We start from the raw sequence: 26,406 nt of genomic DNA, 5'->3' as shown, positions 1-26,406 counted from the left end.
CGATCCCGGGCGCCGCCTTCGGTGAGGGGGCGCCCGGCATGGATGGTGTGATTGATACGCGTGCGTGTCAGCACAGCCTGACACGCACGCGCCTGTCAACCCAGCTTTTTCAGCCTGACAGCCTGCTTGAGGAAGACGACGCCGTCGATCATGTCGAGCTGGGCCGGGTCCAGCGGGAAATAGGCGAAATCGTGGGAGGTGCGCGGGGTGGGCTTCGTGACGGCCTCGGCCAGGCGGCGGGCGTCGATGAGAGAGTGGTCCCAGGGGAGCGTGGACAGGAGGCCCTCGACGGTGTCCGGGGACGGAATGTCGTCGCCGACCGTGCCGAGGGCCGAGGCCAGAAAGGCGTACCGGTCGCCCAGGTGCGTCCCGGTGATCGCCCCCGCGCTCCACCACTCCAGCAGCTGGTCGCCGAGCCGCATGAGGCTCTTGTTCCGCTGCAGGTGAAGGTTGCTGGCGAAAACCAGGGCCGGGCCCTGCTCGGCGACGGCACGCAGGTTGGCGGCCATCATCGCGTCCCGCTGGCCCGACAGTCGCGCCACGCGGCCCGGTGACGTGTCGGCCATCCAGTGGTGGTAGCGGAGCAGGCCGACGGCGGTGCGCCCGTACAGTGCCGCACGCTCCCTGTCCTCCGCGCTCAGCCGCGGCGCCTGCGTGTCGAGCAGCGCCACCAGGTCGTCGGCGATCAGTCGCAGCCGCTGGGCGTCGGCGGACTGGCCGATCGACTGGGACGGATCCATGACCGTGGCCTCGTTCGACCACCGGTCGTCCGGGCCGAGCAGCGCGTCGAGGGTTTCCCGGGTACAGGGGAGCGTGCCGTCGAGGAGGGCGTAGAGGGCGGTGAGCGCATGGCGCGGGCTCGCCGCCCAATACTCCAGAGGGCCGTCGAACCCGAAGAACCGAAGCTTTTCGTCATGCTCCTCGTTGTACGCCCGCATCCAGCGCACGAGGTCGCGGTTGGCCGGGGAGTCGCCGAAGTTGTGGCTGAAGCCGCGTTCCATGATGTCATCGAGCGTGTCCGCGCCTGTCGTGATGTAGTCGTCCACCACGAGGCCCATGAGGCAGTCGCTCTCGATGGCGAACGACCGGTAGCCCTCGTGCTCGACGAGGTGTCGGAAGATCTCGTTGCGCAGTTCGCCCAGCTCCTCCACGAAGTGCCTGGCCTCGCCCAGGCCGAGCAGCAGGGGCTTGGCGGGAAGCGACCGGAGGAATGCCGAGACGCTCGCGCCGTCGAGTGGCCGGGCCGTGTCCTTGATATCCATTCCTTCAACGGTATCTCTGAACTCTCGGTGTAAACTTTTCCCTGGAAATCCCCGCTCTCATCGAGATGGACCTTCAATCGGCGATGCATCCATGAGGCCAGTGGACCTGGCGCGCGAGCATGGCCTGTCCACCCAGGCGATCAGGAACTACGAGGACGCCGGCATCCTGCCCGCCGCCGAACGCACCGTCCACGGCTATCGCACCTATACGCCGTTGCACGCGCAAGCCCTGCGTGCGTTCCTCGCCCTCGTGCCCGGGCACGGTCACCGGACGGCCACGTCGATCATGCAGGCGGTCAACCGGGACGCGACCGAGGACGCGCTGCGGCTCATCGACGAGAGCCACGGTCAGCTCCTCGACGACCGCCGCACCCTCCAGGCCGTCGAAGCCGCGCTCCGCGATCTGGCGCCCGTGCCGCAGGAGCGCGGCGACACGTTCATCGGCCCTCTGGCCAGGAGGCTCGGCATCCGCCCTGCCACCCTGCGCAAATGGGAGAACGCCGGGCTGGTCCGGCCGCGCCGTGATCCGCAGACGGGCTACCGGATCTACAGTGCGGCCGACGTACGGGACGTCCGGCTGGCCCACCAGCTCAGGCGGGGCGGCTACCTGCTGGAGCGGATCGCCCCGCTGATCGCTCAGGTCCGCTCCGCCGGAGGCGTCGCCCCGCTGGAGTCGACCCTGCGTGACTGGCAGGCCCGCCTGTCCGCCCGGGGCCGCGCCATGCTCAAGGGCGCCGCCGACCTGGACGCGTACCTCTGCGCTCGCGAACCCTGAGGCCGAGTGACGGTGACACGGTGCGGAGGCACGCGCTCGCCGGCCCGGAAAACCCCAGGTAAACCACAGGATCAACGCCTACCTTGCGGCTCACCGTAGCTGTAGGAGTCCCGGACCTGATCGGGGGGAGGGGTGCCGCCCCTGCCGCAGCATGTGACCATGCGGGCATCCCGGACGATGACGGCGAGGCCTGGCACGCCCGGCTGGGCATCGTGCCGCAGTACACCCGCCTCCGAGTTATTAATCTACATAGTAAAGGCGCTCGGCCGACTTCAAGATCATTAAAAATCCATTACCACCAAAAACTAAAACTCACCAAGCCACACCGACCTCACTCTGCCGCACCATACGGCAAGGACGCGGCCCGCGAGTTCTCCGACGGTGGGGCCGATGTGGTCTGCGACCCGGGTAGCGAAGAGACCGCGCGGGAGTCGGCGGAAGGACTTGAGGTCATTTTCAACGAGCGTGCACCGCAACCGCTGCTCGACATGTTCGCCTCCCAGGGGATCAGCGCGATGCGCCGGTCGCGTGGGGACAGGTGCGCCTCGACCGCGCGCAGCCATCGGAACTGCGACGCTGTCTGGCAGGCGCGCAGGTGTGGCCGGAGGGATCGCGGTTGCGACATCTATCCGGCTTCGTCATTTTCGAGTCCCTCGGGTCGAGCACGGACTGACGATCAGTGCGTCGCGTTGTGCGGAGCTCAGGCGGTCAGGCCTCGGGGTGATGGCGTACGCGCCGCGCCCGACCTGCTCCACGGTGAGCGGGTCGGAGAGGATCGGACGACGGCTGATCGCGTCCACGGCGTCGGCCGCCCGCTGGATGGGCCAGTCCAGTGCCGTGGCGAGTTCGTCCACGGTGAGTGGCCGAGCGGCGTACACCAGCGCGGCCAGCACTGTCAGCGCATCGCGGACGACGGCGTCGGTGAGGCCGCTGTTGTTCATCTGCTCGCTGATCCAGGTGAAGAACTGAGCCATCTGGCCCAGCCGGGTGCCGGTGGGCGTGTCGGCGCCGAAGATCTCGATCCCGTACCGCGCGGTCGCCGCGACCTCGGCGTGTGCCCCGGTGTCGGCTTTGAACGCCCGGAGCCAGACCTCGTCGTCGATGACGTACCGCTCTCGGCGGCCGGAATCCTGTGTGCGTCTGACCAGCTCGATCGCCTCGAGGTAGCCGATGGCCTTGGACACCGATGCCGGGCTGACCTGTAGGCGGCGTACGAGCTCGGTGGATGTCAGGCCCTCGGAGTCGGAGGTGAGCAGGCAGACGAACACGCGAGCGGGCATCCGGGGAAGGCCGGTCCCGACCAGCAGCGTCGCGAACTGCTCCACGAAATCGCGCACGGACTTGGCCGGCCGCCCGTCGGCTGGTGGCTCCGTGGCCTGAACCGGTCTGCGGCGGCGGGCGCGCTGCCCGGCGGCCTGCTGGGCGCGGTCGGCCAGGTAGCCGCTGGGCGCGCTGTTGCGTGCCACTTCGCGGCTGATCGTGGATGTGGGTCTGCCCAGCCGCCTGGCAATCTCGGCGTATCCCAGCCCTTCGGCCAGCCAGATCGCGATCTGTCGGCGATCCTCGTGGGTCAGCCTGCCTCCGGGCATCGGCTCGTCTCCTTTCGGTTCGGGTTCACGGGTGCGTTCACCAACAGTACATTGCAACGGCTGGTTGGCGTGGATTGCGTTTATCAACAATTCTGTTGCAACGATCGGCATAAAAGCCCAGTATTGAAGCACATCATTGGAGGTTTCTCGTTGACGAGACTTGAAATGCAACGTAGCTTTTTCCTTCTTGGAAAGAGTCGGACAGGACGAGGAACCCCTTATGGCAAGAGCGTTGGATGTGACCCGGATACGAGCTCGCGTCTCCGAGCTGCTCGCGGAGTACCGGATTCCGAGTGCCGCGATCGGAGTCCTCAGCGACGGGGAGATCACCGACTTCGCGGTCGGCGTCAAGAACGTCTCCGCGCGGGAGCCCGCGACGACCGACACCATCTACCAGTGTGGCTCCGTATCCAAGACATGGACCGCCCTCGCCTTCATGCAGCTCGTCGACGAGGGGAAAGTCGCCCTGGATGAGCCGGTGCGGACCTACCTTCCTGATTTCCGGGTCGCCGACCCCGACGTCAGCGCCAAGGTCGCACCCCGCCATCTCCTCAACCACACCAACGGCATCGAGGAGAACTACGGAGATCCGGGTGAGGACGACGACGTGTACAGGCGCATGGTGGAGAACATCGCCGGCGCGTGCCAGGTCCACCCCTTGGGCCACACTCACGGCTACAGCGCGGCCCTGGGCTACGCGATCCTCGCCCGCATCATGGAGGTGATCGACGGCAAGCGGTGGGACGACATCATGAAGGATCGCCTGTTCGACCCCTTGGGACTGACCTCGACGAGCAGCCGGCGTGAGCACGCGGACCAGAACCGGGCCGCGACCGGATACCTGATCCGATCCCTCGAAGAGGGGCCCATCCTCTCACCGCTGGGTCACCTGCCGCGCTCCTTCGGCCCCGGAGGCAACGTCAACACGACAGCCCGGGAATTGCTCATGATGGCGTACGTCTTCCTTAACGCAGGAAAGGCGCCGAACGGGACCAGAATCGTCTCACCCGGCATCATCCGCGAGATGACGGAGTCGCGGGTCCCCATACCTGACCCGTACATGTTCGGGCCGGAATGGGCACTCGGCCTCATCGTGTGCGATTGGCGTGGCCAAACCGTCTACGCCCACGACGGCAGTGCAGTCAGCCAGAGCGCTCGCCTGCGGATCCTGCCGGAATCGAACATCGCCGTCTCGATGCTGGCGAACGCCGGGCCGCGCGACAGCTTCTATCGGAAGGTGTTCAACGAAATCCTGGCCGACCTCGGCGCGGTCACGATCCCCGACCTGCCGGAGCCCGACCCGACCCTGGCCCTCGATCTGTCCAGGTACGAAGGCTCCTACGAGCGCCCCGGCACCCGCTACGAAGTGGCGGCCGAACGCGGAAAACTCCACCTCAAATTCACCCTGAACCCCATGGAGGCGCAACTCCTCAATAAACCAGAACAGCTCGACTATGAGCTGTCCCCGATCAGCGAGACCCACTTCTTGATGCCTTCGGACGATCCGCTCGAGGACCCTCAGACCGTCGCGATCTACGACTTCAAGAATGGTGCCGCACAGTATCTTCACATCAATTGTCGAGTGAATCCGAGAGTCAATGAGGAGGGTGCCACGGTGCACGTCATGGCTGTTTCCACGATTTCTGACAACGACGGTTTCTGGGATTCCCTGAAGAAGGCGTACGGCCAGCTTCCCAAGGGTGCCAAGTGGACGCTGGCGGTGGCGAGCACCGACGGGACCAAGGCGGTGAACGTCATCGTCCATGACTCGATCGACGGAGTCAGGAGCTTCTTCGAGGATCACGCCGGCCCCTTCGCCACGACGGAATACTTCGAGGCCGACGCGTCCAACGCGGTCGGCCTCCCGACGACCTAGCCGCTCCTTGTACTGCCGTCCGCCCAAGCTGCGATGGCGGCGCACCATTCGGATTCATGCTACGTCGAGAAGCTGTGGACCCTGATCAACTGGAACGACGTCATCGCCCGCTTCACCGCGGTCAAGGGTGCCTGATCTCGTGAGTGCGGCGCCCGCCGGCCGGCCTGGTGTGGCCAGGCCGGTGCGGCGGGTGCCGCACGTCATGAGATCAGGCTCGTCCGCGCGGACCAGGTGCGGCCGTTTCTTCCGGCCGTGGCCGACGTGGGTGGGCAAATGTTCACCCGGCGCCCCGCGAGGGAAGAGCTTGATCACCTACGCGGGGCCGTGCTGGCCGAGCATGACGCCGCCGGTGCGACCAGGGTCCGATGGTGCACTCCAGCCGTTCGCACCTGCTACCGAAAATGTGGACTGACCTGGCTTTTCGTCTGTGCGGTACCGGGATGGTGCGACAGCGCCCGACCCGTTAACGGTGAGTGAGGAGGGCGGCGTGATGGTCGGTGCCGACCGGGCCGTCGGGGTCGGCGTGCACGGTGGCGGCGCACAGCCGCGGCAGGTCGTGGATGAGCCGGTGCTCGGCCTCCACGGTCACGGCGTGCGCCTGGACCAGCGAAAGATCGTGACGCACCACGATCTCGACCTCGGCTCGCAGCATGTGACCGAGCCAGCGCAGCCGTACCGAACCGACGCGCTCGACCCCGGGCACCCCGGTGAGGATGCGCTCGGCCTGGGCGACCAGCTTGGGGTCGACCGCGTCCATGAGCCGGTGATAGATCTCGCGGGCGGCGTCGCGCAGGACGAACAGGATCGCGACAGTGATCAGCAGGCCGACGATCGGGTCGGCGACAGGGAAGCCGAGTGCGGCGCCACCGGCTCCGAGGAGCACGGCCAGTGAGGTGAAGCCGTCGGTGCGAGCGTGCAGGCCGTCGGCCACCAGCGCGGCCGAGCCGATCTCGCGTCCGACCTTGATCCGGTAGCGGGCGACCCATTCGTTGCCGAGGAAGCCGACCACGCCGGCGGCGGCCACCAGGCCGAGTGCCCGCATGTCCTCGGGGTTGATCAAGAGCTTGACGGCCTCGTAGCCGGCCAAGCCCGCGGAGGCGGCGATCAACAGCACGATGATGATGCCGGCCAGGTCCTCGGCTCTGCCGTAGCCGTAGGTGAAGCGGCGTGTGGCCGCCCGCCGCCCGAGCGAGAAGGCAATGGCCAGCGGGATGGCCGTCAACGCGTCGGCGAAGTTGTGCAGGGTGTCACCGAGCAGCGCGACCGAGCCGGACACGGCCACGATGGCCGCCTGGGCGATGGCGGTGACCACGAGCACGGCGAACGAGATGGCCAGCACCCGCATGCCGCGACTGCTGGATTCCAGCGCGGTGTCGGTCTTGTCCGCGCTGTCGTGACTGTGCGGGGTGACGGCGTGGCCGAGTTTCGCCGCCAGCCGCCTGAGCCCGCCGCCATGCCCGTGTCCATGCCCGTGTCCATGGCCGTGTTGAGGGGAATCCTGATGCGCCATTCGCGTGCCTCGCTTGCTTTTGGCCCGTTTGCGCGGATTATAGGTAGTCATGTATGCACGCGACAATGAATCAGGTGCAACCTCTGCGCAGGAACAACCGACAAGCGCGCAGGTGGAAGCTGCGGTGGAGGCTTTTCGCATGCTCAGCGACGCCACCCGGTTGCGGCTGATGTGGCTGCTGTCCACAGGCGAGTTCGACGTCGGATCGCTGGCCATGGCGATCGGCGTGGCCAGGCCCTCGGTCTCCCAGCACCTGGCCAAGCTACGGCTCTCCGGGCTGGTGCAGACCCGGCGAGATGGCCGCCGCATGCTGTACCGGGCCCGCGACGCGCACGTCCGAGCCCTGATCAACGAGGCTCTCTTCCATGCCGGTCATGAGATCTCCGGCATTCCCCGGCACGACTGACCCAGCGGGCGCGCCTACATCGTGTCTCGTGCTCACGCGCCAAGTGGACGGTGTCCAAGATGAGCTTGGACGGCAGCGTTTCGAGACCTGCTTTCCCGCTGAACTACAGAAACGGCCTTGGGGGCGGTGCCTGGACGGTGATCCAGCGCATGTCTTCGTAGCCGACGTCGTTGCGGACCTCGAAGCCCAGGATGTCGCGATAGAAGTCCAGAGCGGCTTCGGGGTCGGTGTGCGGGAGGAAGGCGTAGTGAATGGTGATGTTCATGTCCATCTCACTAAGCAGAGCTACCGGGTGCGGGCTTCTTGATTCCTGACCGGTCTGGTCACCTGCTTGGCCAGACATGGCGGGATTCCCGCCCCGGCTTGGGAGTGGTCGCGGCGGTAGACGCTCGGCGGCACACCGACCAGTTCGGTGAACCTCGTGCTGAACGTGCCCAGCGAGGAGGAGCCCACCGCGAAGCAAACCTCGGTGACGCTGAGGTCTCCGCGGCGCAGCAGTGTCATCGCCCGTTCGATCCGTCGGGTCATCAGATACGAGTACGGAGACTCACCGTAGACGCGGCGGAACTCTCGGCTCAGGTGCCCGACCGACATGTGCGCCCCACGGGCCAGTGCCTCGACGTTCAGTGGCTTGGCGTACTCACGATCGATTCGGTCGCGGACACGACGTATCACGGCAATGTCGCGCAAACGTTGCGCCTCCGCATGCTCAAGGCCCATACCCACCATCGTTCCACGTCGCACCTGCCGCGCGGGCGGACAGGTTCGTCGCCACCATGGGTCCGGGCTCACTCGGATCAGTGGCACGCGCCCGGCGATGACGACCAGCGCCCCCTCGGGCAGGCAGGGCAGGAAGACGCCTACCGCACCTACATGTACGACCCGCTGCACCGCCGGATCGACGCGCTCGGCCTGCCGCTGGTGGCCAACATGATCTCCCGGGGCCTCACCGACGACGAGGACCCCGAGATCGGCGCCAAGATCGCGCAGGTACACGCCAATCGGATCGCGAATCATCGTGCGGGCCTACCGGTCATGCCATGTCCCAGAGCAGGCGGTAATAGGCGATGCGCTCCGGGTCCGGGGCGATCCCGTACGCGTCGTACACGACGCCGTCGTACCCCGGGCCGTAGTTCCACTCGGTGCTCCACGCCGCGACCGCGAGGTCGGCCCACCGGATGGATTTTCGCTCTGCCGCCCATCCAGGTGACACAGGTGTCCCTGAGCCCGGCGCTGAACCTCGTGCAACTCCCGGCCACCTGCACCCACCGGCCCGCACCGGTCATATCGGGACGGGGAGAACAGCCTCGACCACGGTGCCGCCGTGCTCGCCGCCACGGACCGAGCAGGTGCCGCCCACCTCGGCGGCCCGTTCGCGCATCGTCGACAGGCCGGAGCCCGAGCCCCGAGCCGGCGCGCCGACGCCCACCCCATCGTCGGTGACCCGCACCCGCAGGTCGCCCGCCCGCTCCAGCGTCACGGTGATGACCTCCGCACCGGAATGACGCCGGGCATTGGTCAGCGCCTCCTGCACGATCCGGTACGCCGCGACCTCCACCACGGGTGGCAGCCCCTCCAGGCTCCCCCTGACGGTGACCGGCACCTCCACCGCCAGCAGCCGGATCGACCGTTCCAGCCCGATTCGGCGACGATCGGCACCAGGACGGCCAGCATCCGCCGCTTGTACGCCCGGGGGAAGCGCCGTGCCCCGGGCGGGCCGAGGAGCAGCGTCCCGGCGGGTTCTCCGTGCCACACCAGGGGGATCTTGCGAGGGTCGTCCCCGAGCTCGCCGACGACGTGGCTCTCCTCGGTCTGGACCGCCGCCCCGGTCACCGCCAGGCCGTCGGCCACCGCCCGCACCGCCGCCTCCAGCGCCTGGGCGGGACCGGTGTCGCCGACGCCGGGCGGCCGGGGGTTGATCGCGAGCTCGATGATCACGTGCGCGGCCAGCGCCGCGAGGCCGAGCGTGCCCAGGGATAGGGCCACGGCCCGCGCCGCGTCCACTCTCCGCCTCATGGATCCCCCAGGAGGGGATTCTGGGGCCTGTGCCGACCTGTCAGCAAACCCTGACGACCAGGTCAGGCCCCGAGTGGCGATCTTCGGCCGGCGGCGGTGACGAAACGCCTGGTAGAAGACCGATGAAGATCTTGTCTCTGTCGGGTGCCGCGGCCTTCGGGGGCTCGGTTGGGATTTGCCGGGGGGCGCCGGGGTCGAACCGGTAGGCGACGCCGGTGTGGGAGTACAGCGTGAGCCCTCGGGTTGCGGCGAAGCCCATGTAACCAATATAACTGGTTACATGGCATTGAGCTGGAAACTTGTCGTCGACAGCACGAACGCACCCGCACTCGCGGACTTCTGGGCCGCGGCGCTGGGCTACGAAGTGGAAGATCCCGGCGCGCTCATCGAGCGGCTGCTGGCCGCCGGCCACATCAACGAGGAAGTGATCGCCGAACACCACGGCCGCAAGATCTTCCGCGGCTACGCCGCTATCCGCCACCCCGAGGATCCGTTCGACGAGACCAGTGGCATCGGCCGCGGGCGGCGGCTGCTCTTCCAGGATGTCCCCGAGGGCAAGGCCGGCAAGAACCGCCTGCACATTGACGTCCACGGCGAGCCTGGTGGCCTCGATAAGCTGGTGGCACGGCTGGAGGACCTGGGCGCGACCCGCGTCCGCGAAGTGAACAAGGGGCCTGCCGGACACTGGTGGATCATGCGGGACCCGGAAGGCAACGAGTTCTGCGCCGCGTAGGACCTTTCCCGGCCCGGGGCTCCTATCTTGGACGTGGGAAGGCGAGCGGGTCCTGTGGGCGCATAATCATCCGCACCGGCACCGGCACCGGCGTGTGCGCGGGAACTCCGCCAAGGCATAGGCCGCGGCGGGTAGGAGTGATCTCCCGCGGGTCGTCAACAGCAGCCGGTGCTCGCTGCGGCGCTGACCGGCCGACCGGGGGCCTGCGTGTCCGGCCTGCAGGCACACGGGGCCGCAGGGTCCTGGACTGGGTGAACCCGGGTGTACTGGCGCGGCTGTCGGCGATTCCGCAGCGAAAAGGGCATCCGCTTCGGCGGACGCCCTCTCCCTCTCGCCGCGTGATCACCCAACCCGGTGAACGTATGTGGTCAAAGCTAGGAGCATCAGGCGCGACGAGCCGAACGCCCACGCCCTGACGCTCTCGTAGCAGTTGACGCTAGCCGGTTATATCAATGACTGTTAGTATGTTGATATGATTGAGGAGCGTGCCGATCACTGCGATCTGCTGTGTCTTGGCCTTCCCCTCGCCGAGAGCATCCGATCCTGTCTGCCCGACCTGGGGGTGGCCGGGCGTGCTGCCGCCACCGCGCGGGCGCTCGCGGATCCGACCAGGCTGCGGATCGCCGCCGCACTGACCGGCGGCGCCCGGTTGTGCGTGTGCGACCTGGCCTGGGTGACGGGGCCGGCGTAGAACCTGGTCTCTCACCATCTGCGCCTGCTGCGCGGCGCGGAGCTGGTCACCTCGCGCCGGGAGGGCCGCCTGGTGATGTACACGCTGACCGATCGGGGACGAACGCTGCTGTCGGTGGTGCTGCCCGCCACGACCACCGGACCGGGAGATCCGTCGCGAGAGGAGTCGATTCGATGAGTGACGCATGCTGCGGTGACGGCGCGAGCGGAAACTCCAGCGGCCCGGCGGACGCCGGACAGGACCGTGCGCAGGAGAAGCTCTGGCAGGTCCGTCACCTGCGACTCGCGGCCGCGGCGGCGTTGCTGCTGGGGGTGGGCTGGACGGCCGGCCGGTTCGGTGCCGGCACGGCCGCCATGGTGCTGGAGCTCGCCGCCGCCGTCGTCGGCGGGGCGACCTTCGTACCGGGAACCGTGCGCGCGCTGCGGCGCGGCAGGATCGGCGTGGGCACGCTGATGACGATCGCGCTGGGCGGTGCGATCGTCCTGGACGCCTACGGCGAGGCCGCCATGCTGGCGGTGCTGTTCTCGGTCTCCGAAGGGCTGGAGGACTACGCCGTCACCCGGACCCGGCGAGGCCTGCGCGCCCTGTTGGATCTGGTTCCCGAGCAGGTCGCGGTGCTGCGGGACGGCCGCGAGCAGACGGTCGCGCCCGAGGAGTTGCGGGTGGGCGAGGTGATGGTGCTCAAACCCGGGCAGCGGGCCGCCACCGACGGCGTGATCCGGGCCGGCCGTACCGCGCTGGACCTCTCAGCGATCACCGGTGAGTCCGTCCCGGTCGAGGCCGGGCCCGCGGATGTGGTGCACGCCGGCACGATCAACGGCGGCGGCGTGATCGAGGTCGAGGTCAGCGCGCGGGCGGCCGACAGTTCCTTGGCCCGCATCGTGCACATCGTCGAGGAGGCCCAGGAACGAAAAGGCACCTCACAAAGGCTGGCTGATCGCATCGCCCGGCCTTTGGTGCCCGCCATCATGATGCTGGCCGCCCTGGTCGGTGTCATCGGCGCCCTGCTGGGTGAGCCGCAGCTGTGGATCGAGCGCGCCTTGATCGTGCTGGTCGCCGCCTCCCCGTGCGCGCTGGCGATCTCGGTGCCGCTGACCGTGGTGGCCGCCGTCGGCGCCGCCGGCAAGTCCGGTGTGCTGATCAAGGGCGGTGCGGCGCTGGAACAGCTCGGCCGGATCCGCGCGGTGGCATTGGACAAGACCGGCACCCTGACCCGCAACGCCCCCGTCGTGGTGGAGACGGTGCCCGCCGGGGCGCGCTCGGCCGAGGAGATCCTGAAAATGGCCGCCGCGCTGGAGGCGCGCAGCGAGCACCCACTGGCCCGCGCCGTACTGGCCGCGTTCCCCGACGCCACACCCGCCGAGGATGTCACCGCGGTACCCGGCAACGGGCTGGAGGGCCGCATCGACGGGCGCGCCGTCCGGCTGGGCAGGCCCGGATTCATCGACGCCGGCCCGCTGGCATCCGAGGTCACCCGCATGCAGGAGGCGGGAGCCACCGTGGTTCTGGTCGAGCACGACGGCCGGCTGGTCGGGGCGTTGGCCGTCCGCGACGAGCTGCGGCCCGAGGCGGCGGCCACCGTCGCCGCCCTGCACCGGCTCGGCATCTCCACCACGATGCTCACCGGGGACAACACGGCCACCGCGACCGCTCTGGCCCGCCAGGCCGGGATCGACCAGGTGCACGCCGAACTGCGGCCCCAAGACAAGGCCTCCCTGATCACCGCGCTCGGCCAGACCCGGCCGGTGGCGATGGTGGGCGACGGCATCAACGACGCGCCCGCGCTGGCCACCGCCGACGTCGGCATCGCGATGGGCGCGATGGGCACCGATGTCGCCATCGAAACCGCCGATGTGGCGTTGATGGGCGAGGACCTGCGCCACCTGCCCCAGGCGCTGGGACACGCCCGGGCCGCCCGCACCATCATGCTGCAGAACATCGGGTTCTCCCTGGCCATCATCACCGTGCTCATCCCACTGGCCATCGCGGGCGTGCTGGGCCTTGCCACCGTGGTGTTCATCCACGAACTGGCCGAGGTGTTCGTGATCGCCAACGCCATCCGCGCGGCCAGAGGCGTCCCCGCACTCGCCCCGCTACCTGCACCGGAGACGAGCGCGCCCCCGGTGCAGGTGTCCCCTGCACGCCAGGACCGTCAGCCGGCCGATCCCGCCACCCCCGCTACCACGTCTGCCGCCACGGCTGCTCCTGCCGTTGCCGCGGTGGGGACAGATGCGTGCGGATGTGGGCCCAGCTGCGCCGACGGCTGCGGCACCACAACCCCGATTAGCATCACCATTCCGGGCAGGAAGAACCGCCGGTGAAACGCTCTTTCGCCAGGTACCCGTCCGCATGCGGGCCGCCCTCCACACCGGCGCCCCGAGCGCCTGCCGTCCGCACCCGCAGAGCCACCACCCGGAGATCACCATGTCCCGTCCCATGTCAGCGGCCGTTCGCGCCGCCTACCGCGATGAGATAAGCGCTGCCCGCACCGCCAGCGCCCCCGGGGCCCGCTGGCGGCATCTGGAGCGCGCCCACATCCTGTCTCAGCCCTGGCCCTGGCCGCACACCCGCAACCACCTGGCGATGTTCGTTCTTGCGGTGCGCCAGCGGGACCGCCGCGAGGTGCTGGGCCAGGTGGTGCGGATCATCGTGGCGGCTCCCGGCTCGGTGCTGGGCCGCTACCCCGAAGGCAACACCGGCCGCGCCGCCGCCAAGCTCACCCAGCCCATGCCCGTGCCGCCCGATCTGGCCGCCCTGCTGACCACCTGACCGCTGCGGAGCGTCCACCGGATAAACCGGACGATCACCTACCACCGCCGTAAGGGAGAGAAGAAGGGGTTCGGGCCGGGTGATTTCACCGCCTTGCTGACTGCGGCGCACCACCAGTTGGGCGGGCCGATCCTGGTCGTCTGGGACGGGCTGCCCGCGCACGTCTGTGCCGCGACGCGGGCGTTCATCGACGCTCACGCCGACTGGCTGCTGGTCTACCGGTTTCCCGCTTACGCGCCCGAACTCAATTCGGCCTGCGGCGTGGTCATCACCGACCCGCACGACAGCACTGGGTTGATGCTGCAGCTGGGCACGTAGGCCGCGTCCTTCAACAGCGCGATCTTCTCGACGGTGAGTGTGATGGATGTTGATATGTGTTCGGGTCGAATCCGCCCGACATCGCCGCACTCGGTGGACGCCGATCCGAACATCCCCAACCGGCTGTTAGCGTGATCGGGTGAGCGACGAGCGATGCGACCTTCTCTGCCTCGACCTTCCCCACGCCGAACAGGTCCGCGCCCGTCTGGCTGCCGCGCCGAACCTGGCCTCGGCGGCCGAGCGCGCCAAGGCCCTGGCCGATCCTTCCCGGCTGCGGGTGGCGCTGGCCATGGCCGCCGGTGGTGAGATGTGTGTCTGTGACCTGGCCTGGGTATGCGGCTTCGCCCAGAATCTGGCCTCCCACCACCTTCGCGTCCTGCGCAACGCCGATCTGGCCGTCTCCCGCCGCGATGGCAAGCTGGTGATGTACCACCTGACCGCGACCGGCCGCGCCCTGCTGACCGCCCTGATCGGCGCGGAAGATCTCACCGAGGCGATCTGAGCATTGGCACGGTCAGGTGGCGTTTGGACAGTCGGCCGCTCTCTTGGCCGGTCTGACGGGCCAAGACCCAGCCGGTCACACCGGTGGCGGTCTTGACCCGCACCCAGCCGTTGACGCTCGCGCAGGCGCCGGCGACCGGCGTCTCGCTCTCTCGTAGCGTGCCGACCGGGCCGAAGCTCCCGCCGGCATGGGAGCGGACGGTGAAAACATGCGATCAGGCTGGTAGCCGCAGGAGAGACGTTGACGATGGCCGCCCACAGCGCCGGATTCGCCGACGGGTCACATTTCACCCGGGTCTTCCGGCACAACTTCGGGACCGCGCCCTCCACGCTGGCCGCCGCCATCGACTGGCTGCCCTGAATCCACACGTTGAATCGACACGTTCGTACACCATCAGGGCGGTGACACACCATAGCCGGTAGTCGATCAATACGAAGATCTCCGGATGTGTACGGCACCGGACCGCGCCGACCTCGGCGGTCCATCACCTCGACGCTGCGCGCGTGCAGGCCGAGCGCGGACGGACGAGCTCCTCCCGAAGCGGTGATGGGGAGGGCGTGGGTTGAGCGTCGCCACCGAGCTTGACACCGCCGCGTTTCCTCTCGTGCCGCATTAGTGTCGATCGCGGCGCTGATGGTCGCGGCGGGGTCCTCGGGGTCCTCGGGGTCACGGTGTTCGGGGATCACGGTGCTCGAAGGTAGGCAAGAGCGAAGGTGTTGTCGCCGGGGACTCCCGCGGCGGTGTGGCACCAGACGTGGATGGACAGCCGAGGCGGTGCGGAGTAGGAGTCGATGGTTCCGAGGTGGCAGTATCCGCTGTCCGGTCCGGTCGCGGTGACCTGCACGCTGTCGCCGGTCTTGCCCAGGGTGTTCCAGGTCAGCCGGTACTGGCCGATGCCGAGCCGGGTGAGCGCGGGCACCTCGTCGTTGCTGCTGAAGGAGCGGGCTGTGTCCACGGCCGGGGCGGCCGGACTACCGGTCACCGTGACGTACGCGGCCGGCGTGGCGGCATCCCGGTGCAGGCCCGCGCCGTCCACGTAGGACAGCAGCCAGGGCGAGTCCGCGGGCTGGGCGGGTGTCGCGCCGCCGATCGTGTAGCAGACCACAGTGATTTCCACGCGGTCGTCGCCGGGTGTGGCCCCCAGTGGGTTGCATCGTGTCGCGGCCCCGTCGCCGTACGGCGTCACCTGGACGTATCCGGTACCGGCGGTGAACGCCGCGCCCTCCAGGGTTACCCGGTAGCGTCCGATGCCTTCTCGTGTGACGCGGTTGACGCCGCCGCCGGAATTCACCGTGCCCGCGTTGTGAACCGGGTCCACCGTGGTGGTGCCTCCGGCGCCGTCGTCGTACCGGACCGTCGCGTAGGGGGAGGTGCCGGTGCCCGGCGCGGCGAAGAAGACGGTGAACCACCAGTCCACCGGCGCGCCGGCCTCGTTGAAACAGCGCACCCGGACCAGCTGGTCGGGGCCGTCGGGAGCGTACCCGGCGACGCCGCAGGTGCGGCCGCGGTATGCGGTCCGGTAGGGGGTCACGTGCGCGATCCCGGCCGCTGACGCCACCCCGGGCAGGCGTACCTCGTAGGTGCCGGTACCGGTGTGCACGACGGTGGCGCGCCGGTCGGCGGTGGCCGGGTCGAGCCGACCGGTGCTCCACTGCCAGGACGGGGTGAGCTGGGTCACCGCACCGATGGGCGCCTCGGCCGTGGTGGCCCGGTCCATGTACGCATAACCCCAGCGCGGTGCTGCTGCGGGCACCGGGCCGCTCGCCGCGACCAGGGCGTCGACCAGGCGCGCCCGGTAGCTGGTGATCTCTTCGGTGGTCATCTCGGGGACCTCGCCGGAGGCCGGGGCGCCGCCGCCTTCGCCGCTGCTGAAGTCGAGCTTGATGCGCGCCCAGTCGTCGGCGCCGACCAGACCGTGCTCGTCGTGGTCGAACTCCCGGGGGTAGTCGAAGCCCAGCGGGACCCTGCCCCGGTCGCCCGGCAGGAGCGCGGCCTGGTCACCCGGCTCGGGCGGGGTCTGGCATCGCCCATCGACACCGGCGTAGATCTTCCCGTACCGCCGGAGGTCGATCCCGGGCAAGGGCCGGGTCTCCAATGCGTCGTTGTGGGGCGGGGTGGGCCTCGGGTCGGTGCCCTCGACGCATTCCTGGAACGCGCCGTTGACGTCGACCTCGACTATGTGCCGGTCTTCTGGCGCGTCGGGGTCCCAGTCCAGGGGGGTGGAGCCGTCGCCCACTCGCAGGGTGCCGTGGTTGTCCCACCAGGCCGCCATGGCGTGACTGTTGGTGCCGATGCCCCGGCGTTCGTCGAGGCGGTCACGGACGAGCGGGGGCAGCGCGTTCTTGGAGTAGTCGAGCGTGCTGACCTGGTCGAGTGTCGACAGCAGGCGCCCGCTCATGTCAGTGGCGGGGCCGATCTCAGCCAGCCGCGCCTGCCACGCGCTGTAGTCGGGGATACCCACCATCTGGTAAGTGTGGTTCATGACCGACAGGTAGTTCGGCTTGTGGTTCACCACGTCGGTGCCGCCGTGCTCGAGGCCGAGCGCATGGCCGAGTTCGTGGACGAAGGTCCCGCTCTGTACCCGTACCGGAGCGTTCGGCATGGTGCCGAGGGTGACCGCGAAGTCTCTTCCGGCGCAGCACCAGCCGCTCTCGTTGGTGTTGTCGCTTCTGAAGCCCCACAGGTTGTAGCGGAACAGGCCGGAGCGGCCGGGGGTGAAGTTGGCGGCTCGGAAGGAGTCGAACGGCCGCGGTTGCCCGTCCCGTTCGAGGGCGAGTGGTCGCACGCGTTGTGCGCGGTTGACCGGGATCTCCCCGTCGACGTGGACGAGCAGCTGGATGCCCGGCTTGAGGTCCTGCCCGTACGGGCAGGTGGCCTCCGCCTGACGGGGCGCCTTGTCGAACATGGCGATCGCCTCGCCGATCGCGGCGGGGTCGGGCTTGTCGCTGATGCCGTTTTCCGTGTCCACGAGCCAGTCGAGCTCGACCGCGATGGTGTCGCGGCAGGGGTCGGCTCCGTGGTCCGGCAGCCAGGTGTCCTGGTCGATGCCCTTCAGTTCGACGCGGTCGGTCAGGCCGTCGCCGTCGCTGTCCAGGTCGAGCGTGCTGAAGATCTGACCACTGTTCTTGTAGAACCGGTGCAGCTCGTACACGCCGGGCGGTGTGACCTGGTCGACGAGAACGGCGTGCGTGTCGAGGTCTTCGATGCGCAGCTTCAGCAGGCTCCAGTTGTCGGCTTCGTGATTGTCGGCGTTGTTGACATGTTCAAAGGTGAAACCGGTGGCCAGCTCGGCGGCGGTGGCGCACACCGCCAGCCGGGTGTTCCAGGTGAACTCGGTGTTCGTCCGATCGCCGGTCCCGCCTCGCAGGAAGGGCCTGGGCGGGGCGTACGACGGGCGGTCGTCGAACAGGAGCACCTGCTCGCCCAGCCTGATGATCTGCGTCGAGTCGTCCCGGATCCCGTCCCGGCCGGTCGTGACGATGAACTTCAACCGGCAGATCTTCCGGTCCGGGTCGCCGACCGGCTCCTGCGGGTTTCCGACGTCGACGGGGATGGCCAGGATCTGGTTGGAGTTCTTGGAGAACACGTGGAGGTCCTCGCCCGGGGGAGCGGTCCGGTTGACGAGCACGGTATCGGTAGCCCGGTCCTTGATGGTCAGGGCCGCCAGACTCCAGTTGTCGGCTTCGAGGTCGGACGCGTAGGTGACATGCTCGATGGTGAAACCCTTGGCCAGATCGGCGGTGGTGGCGCACACCGCCAGATGCGCCATCCAGATGTGCTCGAAGTCCGCCAGGTCGCCGCCGCCCTGATGGTAGGGCCGGGCCGGTGCGGGCGGCGGGCCGCCCTGGAACAGGAGCACCTTCTCGCCCACCCGGAAGATCTCCATGGAGTCGTCCCGGATGCCGACGTCGCCGGTCTTGAGGACGATCTCCAGTTGGCAGATCTCACCCGCCCAGGCCGGCGAGGCCGGAGTTCCCACGAGTACGCAGACCAGTGTCAGCAGCAGGGCGGTCAGGCCACGCCCGATGGAGAATCGCACGCCTCGACCGTAGGGAAACTCCGCTGGTGGGCCGAGACCGGCCGGGATATCCGTACAAGTCCGTACGCGGCGTGTAACCCTTTCCCCGCTCGTGCCGACATGCAGGTGTGCCCGAGGCCAACGATCCGCAGCCGCGACGGATCCGGACCCGTCGCGACTTCGCCCATGAGCTGACCCTGCTGCGAGAGCGTGCGGGCCTGACAGTCCGCCAGGTGGCGGCCGCGGTCGGCGTCCAGGGCGCGCACAGCACGATCGGCGACTGGTTCGCCGGGCGGGGACTCCCGTCCACCACCTCCCGCGAGCTGTTGATCCAGGTGCTTCGCGCGTGCGGCGAAGACGACCGGGCCCGGATCGACGACTGGCTGACCGGCTGGCGGCAGGCCCGGCACAGGCGCGGCTCGCGCCTTTCCGGGCCCGAGCCCTACCGTGGCCTGGCCCCCTTCCAGCCCGAGGACGCCGACTGGTTCTTCGGCCGATCCGACCTGACCGCGCGCCTGATCGCCCGGGTGACCGAACTGCGCGAGCGTGGCGGCGGCATCCAGGTCCTGGTCGGGCCCTCAGGATCCGGTAAATCCTCCCTGATCGGCGCGGGTCTGCTCGCCACCCTGGGCACGGGAACGATCCGAACCCCAGGGGTACGGCCCGCGGACGCACTCGCGGGCGTGGCGGGCCCGCTGATCGTGCTCGACCAGTTCGAGGAGTTGTTCACCTTGTGCCAGGAGGAAGGGGAGCGGCGCGCCTTCGTCACCGCCGTGCACGCCCTGGCGCGAGACAACATCGTCGTGCTCGGCCTGCGCTCCGACTTCTACACCCAGGCGCTGAGCCATCCCGAACTGGTAGCCGCCATCACCGAGGGTCAGCTCACGGTCGGCCCGATGGACGAGGCGGGCCTGCGGGCGGCCATCGCCGAACCGGCCCGCAAGGCCGGCCTCGATCTCGAAGCCGGATTGATCGACCTGATCCTGCGTGATCTCACCCCGGCCGCAGGCGCGCTGCCGCTGCTCTCGCACGCTCTGTACGCCACCTGGCGGCACGGTCATGGCCCCGCTCTGACCGTCGCCGACTACCACGCGGTCGGCGGCATCGGCGGCGCGATCGCGGTCAGCGCCGATACCGCCTACGCCGAGCTGACCCAACCGCAGCGCACGCCGGCCCGGCGGCTGCTGCTGCAGTTGGTGCACGTCGCCGAAGACACCGCTGACACCCGCCGCCGCGTGGCCAGGCAACATCTGCCCGCGGGTGCCGAGGACGTCCTGGGCCGCTTCATCGCCCAACGGCTCCTGACCGCCGACGACGGGACCGTCGAGATCAGCCACGAAGCTCTGCTCACCGCTTGGCCGCTGCTGCGGTCATGGCTCGCCGAGGACCGGGCCGGGCTCCTGGCCGGCCGCCGCCTGGCCGAGGACGCCGCCGCCTGGGATCACGAAGGGCGTGACCCCGCCTCGCTCTACCGGGGCACCCGTCTGGCCGCCGCCCAGGAGTGGAGCGCGACCACGGATCATCCGCCCGGCGCGCTCGCCACCGAGTTCCTCGACGCCTCCACTGCTCTGGAGCACCGGCAGGCGGCGGCCGCCCGCGCCGGCGCGCGCCGGCTAAGGCGGTTGGTGGCCGGCCTGGTCGTGCTGCTCGTACTGGCCTGCCTCAGCGGAATCGCCGCACTCGACGCTGCCGCGACCGCACGCGAGCAGCGGGACATCGCCCTTTCCCGCCAGGTCGCTCAGCAGGCGTCCGCCGTCCGTGCCGCCGACCCGGCGCTGGCCGCCCGGCTCGCCCAGGCCGCCTACGCGCTCGCGCCCACCATGGAGGCGCGCGGCGGGCTGCTCAGCGCCTTCGGCGTGCCGTTCAACATCCGGGTGAGCGGTCACACGGACTACGTGCACGATGTCGAGTACGCTCCCGGCGGCCGGATCCTGGCCAGCGCGAGCAAGGACCGGACTGTGCGGCTGTGGGACATGGCCACCCCGCACCGGCCGCGCCCGCTTGCCGTACTGGCCGGACACACCGGCGAGGTCACCGCGCTCGCCTTCACCCCCGACGGGCGGCGGCTGGCCGGCGCCGGCGACGACGGGACCATCCGCCTGTGGGACGTGGCCACCGCCCGGCCCCTGACGACACTGCCCGGCCGCGGTGGCGCGGTCCGAGGCCTGGCCTTCACCCCGGACGGGCGGCTCCTAGCCAGCGGGAACGCCGAGGGCACGATCTTCTTGCGGGACGTGGCCACCGGCCGGCCGCTGGCCACGCTTCACGGGCACCAGAGCGCGGTGCGGCGACTGGCCGTGCACGGCCAGATCCTGGCCAGCGCCGGGCACGACGGTACGGCGCGGCTGTGGGACCTGACCCGCTTCCGCCTCCTCTCGACGCTGACCGGCCACACCGGCAGGGTCCTGTCGGTGGCCTTCAGCCCGGACGGGCAGCACCTGGTGACCGCGGGCGAGGACAGCACGCCGCGGTTGTGGGACCTCGCCGATCCTCGCCGCCCACGGCTCCAGGCCAGATTGTCCGGCCACCGGTGGGTGGTGAACGGAGCCGTCTTCGCTCCAGATGGGCGCACCGTCGCCACCGCGGGCGATGACAACACCGCTCGCGTGTGGGACGCCTTCGACGGCCGGCAACTGCAGGTGCTCAGCCCCCGGCCGGGGGCGCCGATCGACACCGGGGCGATGTCCGATGTGGCCTTCAGCCCGGACGGACGGACCCTCGCGACCAGCTCCTACGACCACCTGCTTCGTCTGTGGGACTTTCCTGGCGTCGCCCTGATGGGTGGTGCGCGTACGCGGCCGATCTGGGGCACGCCCGACGGCCGCACGGTGGTGACCGGCAACGGCGATCGAGCGCTGCGGTGGGACGTCGGCGACCCTCACCGCCCGGTGAGTCGGGTGCTCACCGCCACCGAGGGGCTGGTCAAACTATCAGCCGACGGCTCGCTCATGGTCACCGCAGGGCCTGGCGGAGGCATCCGCCTGTGGAGCCTCATCGGAGCCGCCCCCAGGCTCCTGGCGACCATGAACGGAGCGGCGACACCCCCGGACAGCGCGGAGTTCAGCGCCGACCGGCGGGTGCTCGCCGTCACCGCCACCCGCGACTACGTGATCCGGATCTGGGATATCAGCGATCCCGCCCATCCGCGTGAGACGAAGCCGCTCGCCGGCCACACCGGCTTTGTCAACGCCATCGCCTTCGCCCCGTCCCAGCGCCTGCTCGCCTCCTTCGGCTACGACCGGACCGCCCGGCTGTGGGATCTCACCGATCCCAGCCGCCCTGCCTCGGTAGCGGTGCTGCGCGGCCACGGCAACGCCGTGTACAACGGCGCGTTCAGCCCTGACGCGACAACCCTGGCCACCGCCGGCCAGGACACCACCGTCCGGCTGTGGGATGTCACCCATCCCCGCCGTCCCACCTCCCTGGCGGTCCTGGACGGCCACGGCAATTACGTTGACTCGCTCGCCTTCAGCGGCGACGGCCGCCTGCTCGCGACCGGTGGTGGCGAGCCCATCGTTCACCTCTGGGATGTCGCCGATCCCCGCGCTCCCACCCGCTGGGCGATCCTGACCGGCGGTGACGGCCCCGTGGTCGGCCTGATGTTCGCGGGCCGCCTGCTGGTCAGCGGCGGCGCCGACCGCCCGGCCCGCCTGTGGAGCACTGATCCGACCCTCGTCGACACGGCCGTCTGTGCCAGGGCGTACCCAGACCTCACCAACAAGCAGTGGGCGAGCTACTTCCCCGGTGTTGATCATCAAACGCAGTGCCACTAGAAGATCACTAATCGAGCACTTCCCCAGTGGGGAGATCGCCTTCAACGGCTACAGCAAGTTCGCCATCTGGGCGCAGAAGCATGCCGAGATCGCCGAAACCATCCGCGGCGTCACCAAGTTCCCCGGCCTCGACGACCCCCCGGGACGCCGAACGCTGGCACCCCAAGCTGAAGCCGGTCCGGGAAATCCTGTGCACCTCAATCGGCCAGGCGGTGGCCGGCGGCAGCGCGTGCTGCGCAGCCCAGGACTCCCCAGCCGGGCCTGGATTGCCGAACAGGTCCCGGATCGCGGTCACCGTCGCCGACAACGGGTTCCCCGCCGACACAGCGCCCAGTCGGCCAGTGCCCGGCCGGCTCCACCTCCAGCCCGAGCGTCCTCAGCACGGTCGTCTCGGCACGGCAGGGTTTGGACGCAGACCGCCCGCCACGTCAGGGGGCGCCGTTGGTTTCAGGAGGTGAGGATGCCGATGCCGTCCCCGAGCAGCTTCAGGCCGAGGACGAAGAACAGGGCGGCCAACACGGCGACGTTGTGCTGTGCCGCCCAATCCTTCCAGCCGCCGAGCACGGTCTTGGCCCGATCTCCCATGAACAGGAACACTCCGAGCGGTGCCAGGAGCCCGAGCGAGCCGATGATCACGAAGACTGCCAGGGATGCGATCTGTTGTCCGGCGGGAAGCCCGGACGAGCTGATCGAGGCGGCGGCGGCAAGGGTCAGCGGGGCGTTCTTGAGGTTGGCCGCAGACAGGACCAGCCCGAGCCCGAAGACTTTGATCGGGGTGAAGCGATCGATCGCGGCCATCCACTTCGGCAGCTCGGCCTGCGTGGCGCCTTTGGGACGGTGCCGCCACTGCCGGGCGCCGAACAGGACGAGCAGGACGCCCAGGACGATCTTGAGCCCTCCCACCCAGGTGGCCGGCTGATGGTGGGTGGAGGAGCCCCCGGCTCCGCCGATCGCCAGCATGATGCCGCCCAAGGCCGACAGCCCTGCCACCCAGCCGAGGGCGAACAGCAGCCCGTTGAGACGTCCTTGCGGCGTGGCCAGGACAAGGATGATCGCGATGATGGGAAGGGGGCTGACCGCGACGCCGGCCGCCAGGCCGAGTACGTCCCCGAGAGCTTGACCCATGGTGGCCTCCGTGTGCCAATCAGGGATGATCTGGCCGACAGGGCGCCGGGACCTGACCCGCCGACCTACCAAGCGCGCGCCGCGGTTGACCAGGGCATCCTTGGAGCCCTTCCTGTCAACCTTCTCATCAGGCGCATCTCGCCCTGGCGATGCCGCGCCGTCGGCTCACCCCGTGAGCCGACGGCCGCGACGGTGATGTGCTCCCCTGCTGTTCCCCGTTCCCTACTTGCCCCGGCATCGTCGCGGTGGTGGGCCGGGTCAAGCACTTCGTCGGCGCTGCGGGAGGCCGACAAGCAGAAGCGAGATGGCAGGGCCCGGATACCGCGGTATCCGGGCCCTGCCGCGTCACCGGCGCGGCGCCTGCCACCGGGTGTCGAGCCGGCCGTGCCGCATTCGGCCTACCAAGCGGACGCGCAGCGTCTCCGGCGTGTTGTCGCCCGCGTCCCTGCTGATCGCCAGCGTGCTGTGCCGCACCGACAGCTCGTTGGCGTCCACCACCATGCCCGGCGCGAGGACCAACTCCACGTTGCCGCCGCTCACCCGCAGCTCGATAACGAGCTCGGGCGCGCTGCGCACCGCGCTGGTCAGGTCCAGCAGCACGTCGCACCACGCGGTGCGCAGCGCCAGCCGGTACGGCAGCGTCCACCGGCCGTCACGGCGCACCGAGCCGTGCCGCTCCTTGATGGTGAGCAGTTCGGCGGCCGACTCGGCCGGCGTCCCAGCGAACGGCAGCGTGAGTGCGCCGTCGCTGCCTGGAACCGCCATCAGATCGGTGACGAGCGGGGTCAGCGCGTCGATGGTGCGGGCGACCAGCGCCGCGTCCAGCCGCTCGTCGAACTCGACCGGGTCGAGCCGGCCGTCGGCGACGGCGGCGCGCAGCAGTTCGATGACCCTGTCGCGGTCCGCGTCGGACGCGCGCAGCGCGGGTGAGCTGGGCGGATCTGCCGGCATCCGGCCTCCTCGGCGGCGAGGTGGTGGCACCGCGCCACCGAAATTGCTGACTGATCGGTCTAAGGAGACAACCTAGGCGATTTTGCGGCGGTAAGTGGCCATGGCGAAGGCGTACGCGACGATGAGGAGGCCGACGCACCAGGCCAGGGCGATCCAGATGTCGGTGCCGACCGGCTGCTGGGTGAACAGGTCGCGGATGGCGTTGACGATGGAGGTCACCGGCTGGTGCTCGGCGAAGGCGCGCACCGGGCCGGGCATGGTGGCGGTGGGCACGAACGCCGAGCTGACGAACGGCAGGAAGATGAGCGGGAAGGAGAAGCCGCTCGCGCCGTCCGCGGACTTCGCGGTCAGACCGGGGATGACGGCCAGCCACGTCAACGCCAGCGTGAACAGGGTCAGGATGCCGACGACCGCGAGCCACGCCGACACTTCCGCCGCCGAGCGGAAGCCCATGAGCAGGGCGACGAGCACGACGACCACGAGCGAGATCAGATTGGCGACCAGCGAGGTCAGCACGTGTGCCCACAGCACGGACGAGCGTGCGATCGGCATGGACTGGAATCGCTCGAAGATGCCGCTCTTCAAATCCATGAAGAGCCGGAATGCGGTGTAGGCGACGCCCGAGGCAACCGTGATGAGCAGAATGCCGGGCAGCAGGTAGTTCACATACGACTCCGACCCTGTGTTGATCGCGCCGCCGAACACGTAGACGAACATCAGCAGCATGGCGATCGGCATGATCGTGGTCGTGACGACGGTGTCCACGCTGCGCGTGATGTGGCGCAGGGATCGTTCCAGCAGGACGGCGGTGTCGCCGAAGAAATGCTTGGTCATCGTTGTTCCTTACTCGTCCGTGCAGATGTTGCGGTCATGGCCGGCGTCGCGTCCTTGCCGCCGGCGCCGACGATGGCGAGGAAGACGTCCTCGAGGGTCGGCTGCTTCTCGACGTATTCGACCTTGGCGGGCGGGAGCAGCCGCTTGAGCTCGGCCAGGGTGCCGTTCACGATGATCCGGCCCTCGTGCAGGATCGCGATCCGGTCGGCGAGTTGTTCGGCCTCGTCCAGATACTGCGTGGTGAGCAGCACCGTCGTACCCCGGCCGGCGAGTTCCTTGACGGCCTGCCACACCTCGATGCGCGCCTGGGGGTCGAGCCCGGTCGTCGGCTCGTCGAGGAAGACGACCGGCGGATCGCCGATGAGGCTCATCGCGATGTCGAGGCGGCGGCGCATGCCCCCCGAATACGTCGACACCTTCCGCGCGGCCGCGTCGGTGAGCGAGAAACGCTTCAACAGGTCATCGGCGATCGTGCCCGGGTTCTTGAGGTGCCGCAACCGGGCGACCAGCACGAGGTTCTCCCGCCCGCTGAGGATCTCGTCGACGGCGGCGAACTGTCCGGTGAGGCTGATGGACTCCCGCACGTCGGCAGCCTGCGTGGCGACGTCCAAGCCGTTGACGCCGGCCGTCCCGGCGTCGGCCTTGAGCAGCGTGGACAGGATTTTCACGACCGTGGTCTTGCCCGCCCCGTTGGAGCCGAGCAGCGCGAAGATGCTGCCCCGCGCCACGTCGAAGTCCACGCCGCGCAGCACCCGCAGCGTCTTGTACGACTTCTCAAGGCCCTGCACGTGGATCGCAGGCCCCTGAATCTGATTGGCTGTCATCCGGATGTCCCTTCTCTCTTTGGTCACGGTTCGTCGCCCGTGACGCGCTCGATGCTGTTGGTCGGCCGTTCCCGCTCACGGTTGATCCACTGACCCTCCGGTAGGTCCGAAGGAACGCCTCGGCGAACTGAACAGGGTCTTCGCCGACGACTTCGCGGATCGGGGTTGCGTTCGCCGCGCTCTGCTCGAAGAGATCGGCGAGATCGGCCAGCATCAGCAGGCTGTCCGCCTTCCCCGGCCTGAAGGACTCCGTGTACCGCTGCAGCGCATCGATCGCCGTGTGATGGTTCGCGGGAAGCTGCTGCGTGCGCGCCTTGTACTGCCGGTAGCGCCTCTTGTCCTCGACCGGCCGCAGTCGCCCTTGCGGCCGCGGTCGTGGTCGCCGGTGCTCCCGCCGCGTCCGCGACGGCGAAGCCGGCAATCGAAATCTTCGG

24 protein-coding genes and 2 pseudogenes are annotated in these 26,406 nt (G+C 69.2%); 11 read left to right on the top strand and 15 right to left on the bottom strand.

Going from position 1 to position 26,406, the window contains the following annotated elements; all coding sequences use genetic code 11:
* Positions 1 to 95 precede the first annotated feature (95 nt).
* Entirely contained in the window at positions 96 to 1,262 is a 1,167-nt protein-coding gene (locus OIE13_RS12905) for an erythromycin esterase family protein (RefSeq protein WP_326639881.1), read from the bottom strand.
* Between the two features lie 91 nt (positions 1,263 to 1,353).
* Between OIE13_RS12905 and OIE13_RS12900 the strand changes: the two genes are divergently transcribed.
* Positions 1,354 to 2,037, top strand: coding sequence for a TioE family transcriptional regulator (locus OIE13_RS12900; RefSeq protein WP_326639883.1), 684 nt, complete (start codon positions 1,354 to 1,356; stop codon positions 2,035 to 2,037).
* 638 nt (positions 2,038 to 2,675) lie between these two features.
* On the opposite strand, the gene OIE13_RS12895 is transcribed toward OIE13_RS12900, so the two are convergent.
* A complete protein-coding gene (locus tag OIE13_RS12895; RefSeq protein WP_326639884.1) occupies positions 2,676 to 3,626 on the bottom strand; it encodes a GbsR/MarR family transcriptional regulator in 951 nt (316 codons plus the stop codon).
* Positions 3,627 to 3,846: 220 nt separating this feature from the next.
* Between OIE13_RS12895 and OIE13_RS12890 the strand changes: the two genes are divergently transcribed.
* A complete protein-coding gene (locus OIE13_RS12890) occupies positions 3,847 to 5,502 on the top strand; it encodes a serine hydrolase (RefSeq protein WP_326639885.1) in 1,656 nt (551 codons plus the stop codon).
* A gap of 463 nt (positions 5,503 to 5,965) precedes the next feature.
* On the opposite strand, the gene OIE13_RS12885 is transcribed toward OIE13_RS12890, so the two are convergent.
* Positions 5,966 to 7,012, bottom strand: coding sequence for a cation diffusion facilitator family transporter (locus OIE13_RS12885; protein ID WP_326639886.1), 1,047 nt, complete (start codon positions 7,010 to 7,012; stop codon positions 5,966 to 5,968).
* A 49-nt stretch (positions 7,013 to 7,061) separates the two neighbouring features.
* Here OIE13_RS12885 and OIE13_RS12880 point away from each other — a divergent pair, with 49 nt between their 5' ends.
* A complete protein-coding gene (locus tag OIE13_RS12880) occupies positions 7,062 to 7,418 on the top strand; it encodes an ArsR/SmtB family transcription factor (protein ID WP_442811590.1) in 357 nt (118 codons plus the stop codon).
* Between the two features lie 103 nt (positions 7,419 to 7,521).
* On the opposite strand, the gene OIE13_RS12875 is transcribed toward OIE13_RS12880, so the two are convergent.
* The 5 genes from OIE13_RS12875 to OIE13_RS12855 all read right to left on the bottom strand — a co-directional run bounded on the left by OIE13_RS12875 (position 7,522) and on the right by OIE13_RS12855 (position 9,434).
* Positions 7,522 to 7,683 (bottom strand): VOC family protein, encoded by a 162-nt coding sequence (locus tag OIE13_RS12875; RefSeq protein ID WP_442811591.1) that lies wholly within the window; start codon positions 7,681 to 7,683, stop codon positions 7,522 to 7,524.
* A 20-nt stretch (positions 7,684 to 7,703) separates the two neighbouring features.
* A complete protein-coding gene (locus OIE13_RS12870) occupies positions 7,704 to 8,138 on the bottom strand; it encodes a helix-turn-helix transcriptional regulator (protein ID WP_326647089.1) in 435 nt (144 codons plus the stop codon).
* Positions 8,139 to 8,451: 313 nt separating this feature from the next.
* Entirely contained in the window at positions 8,452 to 8,631 is a 180-nt protein-coding gene (locus tag OIE13_RS12865; protein ID WP_326639888.1) for a hypothetical protein, read from the bottom strand.
* 69 nt (positions 8,632 to 8,700) lie between these two features.
* Entirely contained in the window at positions 8,701 to 8,979 is a 279-nt protein-coding gene (locus OIE13_RS12860; RefSeq protein WP_326639891.1) for a sensor histidine kinase, read from the bottom strand.
* A complete protein-coding gene (locus OIE13_RS12855) occupies positions 8,937 to 9,434 on the bottom strand; it encodes a hypothetical protein (RefSeq protein ID WP_326639893.1) in 498 nt (165 codons plus the stop codon). Before OIE13_RS12855 ends, OIE13_RS12860 begins: the two co-directional genes overlap by 43 nt.
* A 280-nt stretch (positions 9,435 to 9,714) precedes the next feature.
* Here OIE13_RS12855 and OIE13_RS12850 point away from each other — a divergent pair, with 280 nt between their 5' ends.
* From OIE13_RS12850 to OIE13_RS12830, 5 genes and pseudogenes are all read left to right on the top strand, one after another.
* On the top strand, positions 9,715 to 10,167 hold the full coding sequence (locus OIE13_RS12850) for a VOC family protein (RefSeq protein WP_326639895.1): 453 nt from the start codon (positions 9,715 to 9,717) through the stop codon (positions 10,165 to 10,167).
* Positions 10,168 to 10,639: 472 nt separating this feature from the next.
* Positions 10,640 to 10,858 carry a hypothetical protein gene (locus OIE13_RS12845; protein WP_326830054.1) on the top strand — a complete coding sequence of 73 codons (219 nt, stop codon included), beginning with the start codon at positions 10,640 to 10,642 and terminating at the stop codon, positions 10,856 to 10,858.
* 173 nt (positions 10,859 to 11,031) lie between these two features.
* Positions 11,032 to 13,179 carry a heavy metal translocating P-type ATPase gene (locus OIE13_RS12840; protein ID WP_326830053.1) on the top strand — a complete coding sequence of 716 codons (2,148 nt, stop codon included), beginning with the start codon at positions 11,032 to 11,034 and terminating at the stop codon, positions 13,177 to 13,179.
* A 28-nt stretch (positions 13,180 to 13,207) separates the two neighbouring features.
* Positions 13,208 to 13,627 carry a DUF3703 domain-containing protein gene (locus OIE13_RS12835; protein WP_326830052.1) on the top strand — a complete coding sequence of 140 codons (420 nt, stop codon included), beginning with the start codon at positions 13,208 to 13,210 and terminating at the stop codon, positions 13,625 to 13,627.
* Between the two features lie 93 nt (positions 13,628 to 13,720).
* A pseudogene (locus tag OIE13_RS12830) lies at positions 13,721 to 13,819 on the top strand (hypothetical protein); the annotation flags it as partial.
* Positions 13,820 to 13,875: 56 nt separating this feature from the next.
* On the opposite strand, the pseudogene OIE13_RS12825 reads toward OIE13_RS12830, so the two are convergent.
* A pseudogene (locus tag OIE13_RS12825) lies at positions 13,876 to 13,983 on the bottom strand (vitamin K epoxide reductase family protein); the annotation flags it as partial.
* Positions 13,984 to 14,084: 101 nt separating this feature from the next.
* Between OIE13_RS12825 and OIE13_RS12820 the strand changes: the two are divergent.
* Positions 14,085 to 14,447, top strand: a complete 363-nt coding sequence (locus tag OIE13_RS12820) for an ArsR/SmtB family transcription factor (RefSeq protein WP_326639900.1) — start codon at positions 14,085 to 14,087, stop codon at positions 14,445 to 14,447.
* Positions 14,448 to 14,660: 213 nt separating this feature from the next.
* Complete coding sequence (locus OIE13_RS12815) at positions 14,661 to 14,807, top strand: helix-turn-helix domain-containing protein (RefSeq protein WP_326830286.1); 147 nt, start codon at positions 14,661 to 14,663, stop codon at positions 14,805 to 14,807.
* 322 nt (positions 14,808 to 15,129) lie between these two features.
* Here OIE13_RS12815 and OIE13_RS12810 read toward each other — a convergent pair whose 3' ends face one another.
* The gene (locus OIE13_RS12810) at positions 15,130 to 18,486 is read right to left on the bottom strand and encodes a hypothetical protein (RefSeq protein WP_326830051.1); all 3,357 of its coding nucleotides are present in this window, start codon (positions 18,484 to 18,486) and stop codon (positions 15,130 to 15,132) included.
* Between the two features lie 107 nt (positions 18,487 to 18,593).
* Between OIE13_RS12810 and OIE13_RS12805 the strand changes: the two genes are divergently transcribed.
* Complete coding sequence (locus OIE13_RS12805) at positions 18,594 to 22,238, top strand: nSTAND1 domain-containing NTPase (protein WP_326830050.1); 3,645 nt, start codon at positions 18,594 to 18,596, stop codon at positions 22,236 to 22,238.
* Between the two features lie 447 nt (positions 22,239 to 22,685).
* On the opposite strand, the gene OIE13_RS12800 is transcribed toward OIE13_RS12805, so the two are convergent.
* The 5 genes from OIE13_RS12800 to OIE13_RS12780 all read right to left on the bottom strand — a co-directional run bounded on the left by OIE13_RS12800 (position 22,686) and on the right by OIE13_RS12780 (position 26,393).
* Complete coding sequence (locus OIE13_RS12800; RefSeq protein ID WP_326639903.1) at positions 22,686 to 23,363, bottom strand: GAP family protein; 678 nt, start codon at positions 23,361 to 23,363, stop codon at positions 22,686 to 22,688.
* 345 nt (positions 23,364 to 23,708) lie between these two features.
* Entirely contained in the window at positions 23,709 to 24,314 is a 606-nt protein-coding gene (locus OIE13_RS12795; RefSeq protein WP_326639905.1) for a DUF1707 SHOCT-like domain-containing protein, read from the bottom strand.
* 72 nt (positions 24,315 to 24,386) lie between these two features.
* A complete protein-coding gene (locus OIE13_RS12790; RefSeq protein ID WP_326639906.1) occupies positions 24,387 to 25,148 on the bottom strand; it encodes an ABC transporter permease in 762 nt (253 codons plus the stop codon).
* Positions 25,145 to 25,972 (bottom strand): ABC transporter ATP-binding protein, encoded by an 828-nt coding sequence (locus OIE13_RS12785; RefSeq protein WP_326639908.1) that lies wholly within the window; start codon positions 25,970 to 25,972, stop codon positions 25,145 to 25,147. Before OIE13_RS12785 ends, OIE13_RS12790 begins: the two co-directional genes overlap by 4 nt.
* Positions 25,923 to 26,393 (bottom strand): DUF1048 domain-containing protein, encoded by a 471-nt coding sequence (locus OIE13_RS12780; protein WP_326639909.1) that lies wholly within the window; start codon positions 26,391 to 26,393, stop codon positions 25,923 to 25,925. Before OIE13_RS12780 ends, OIE13_RS12785 begins: the two co-directional genes overlap by 50 nt.
* Positions 26,394 to 26,406 lie beyond the last annotated feature (13 nt).

It is taken from the genome of Streptosporangium sp. NBC_01810 (assembly GCF_035917355.1).
GTDB lineage: Bacteria > Actinomycetota > Actinomycetes > Streptosporangiales > Streptosporangiaceae > Streptosporangium.
Note: the sequence above shows the minus strand (reverse complement) of the source record. Positions and strands in the feature narration are given on the sequence as shown.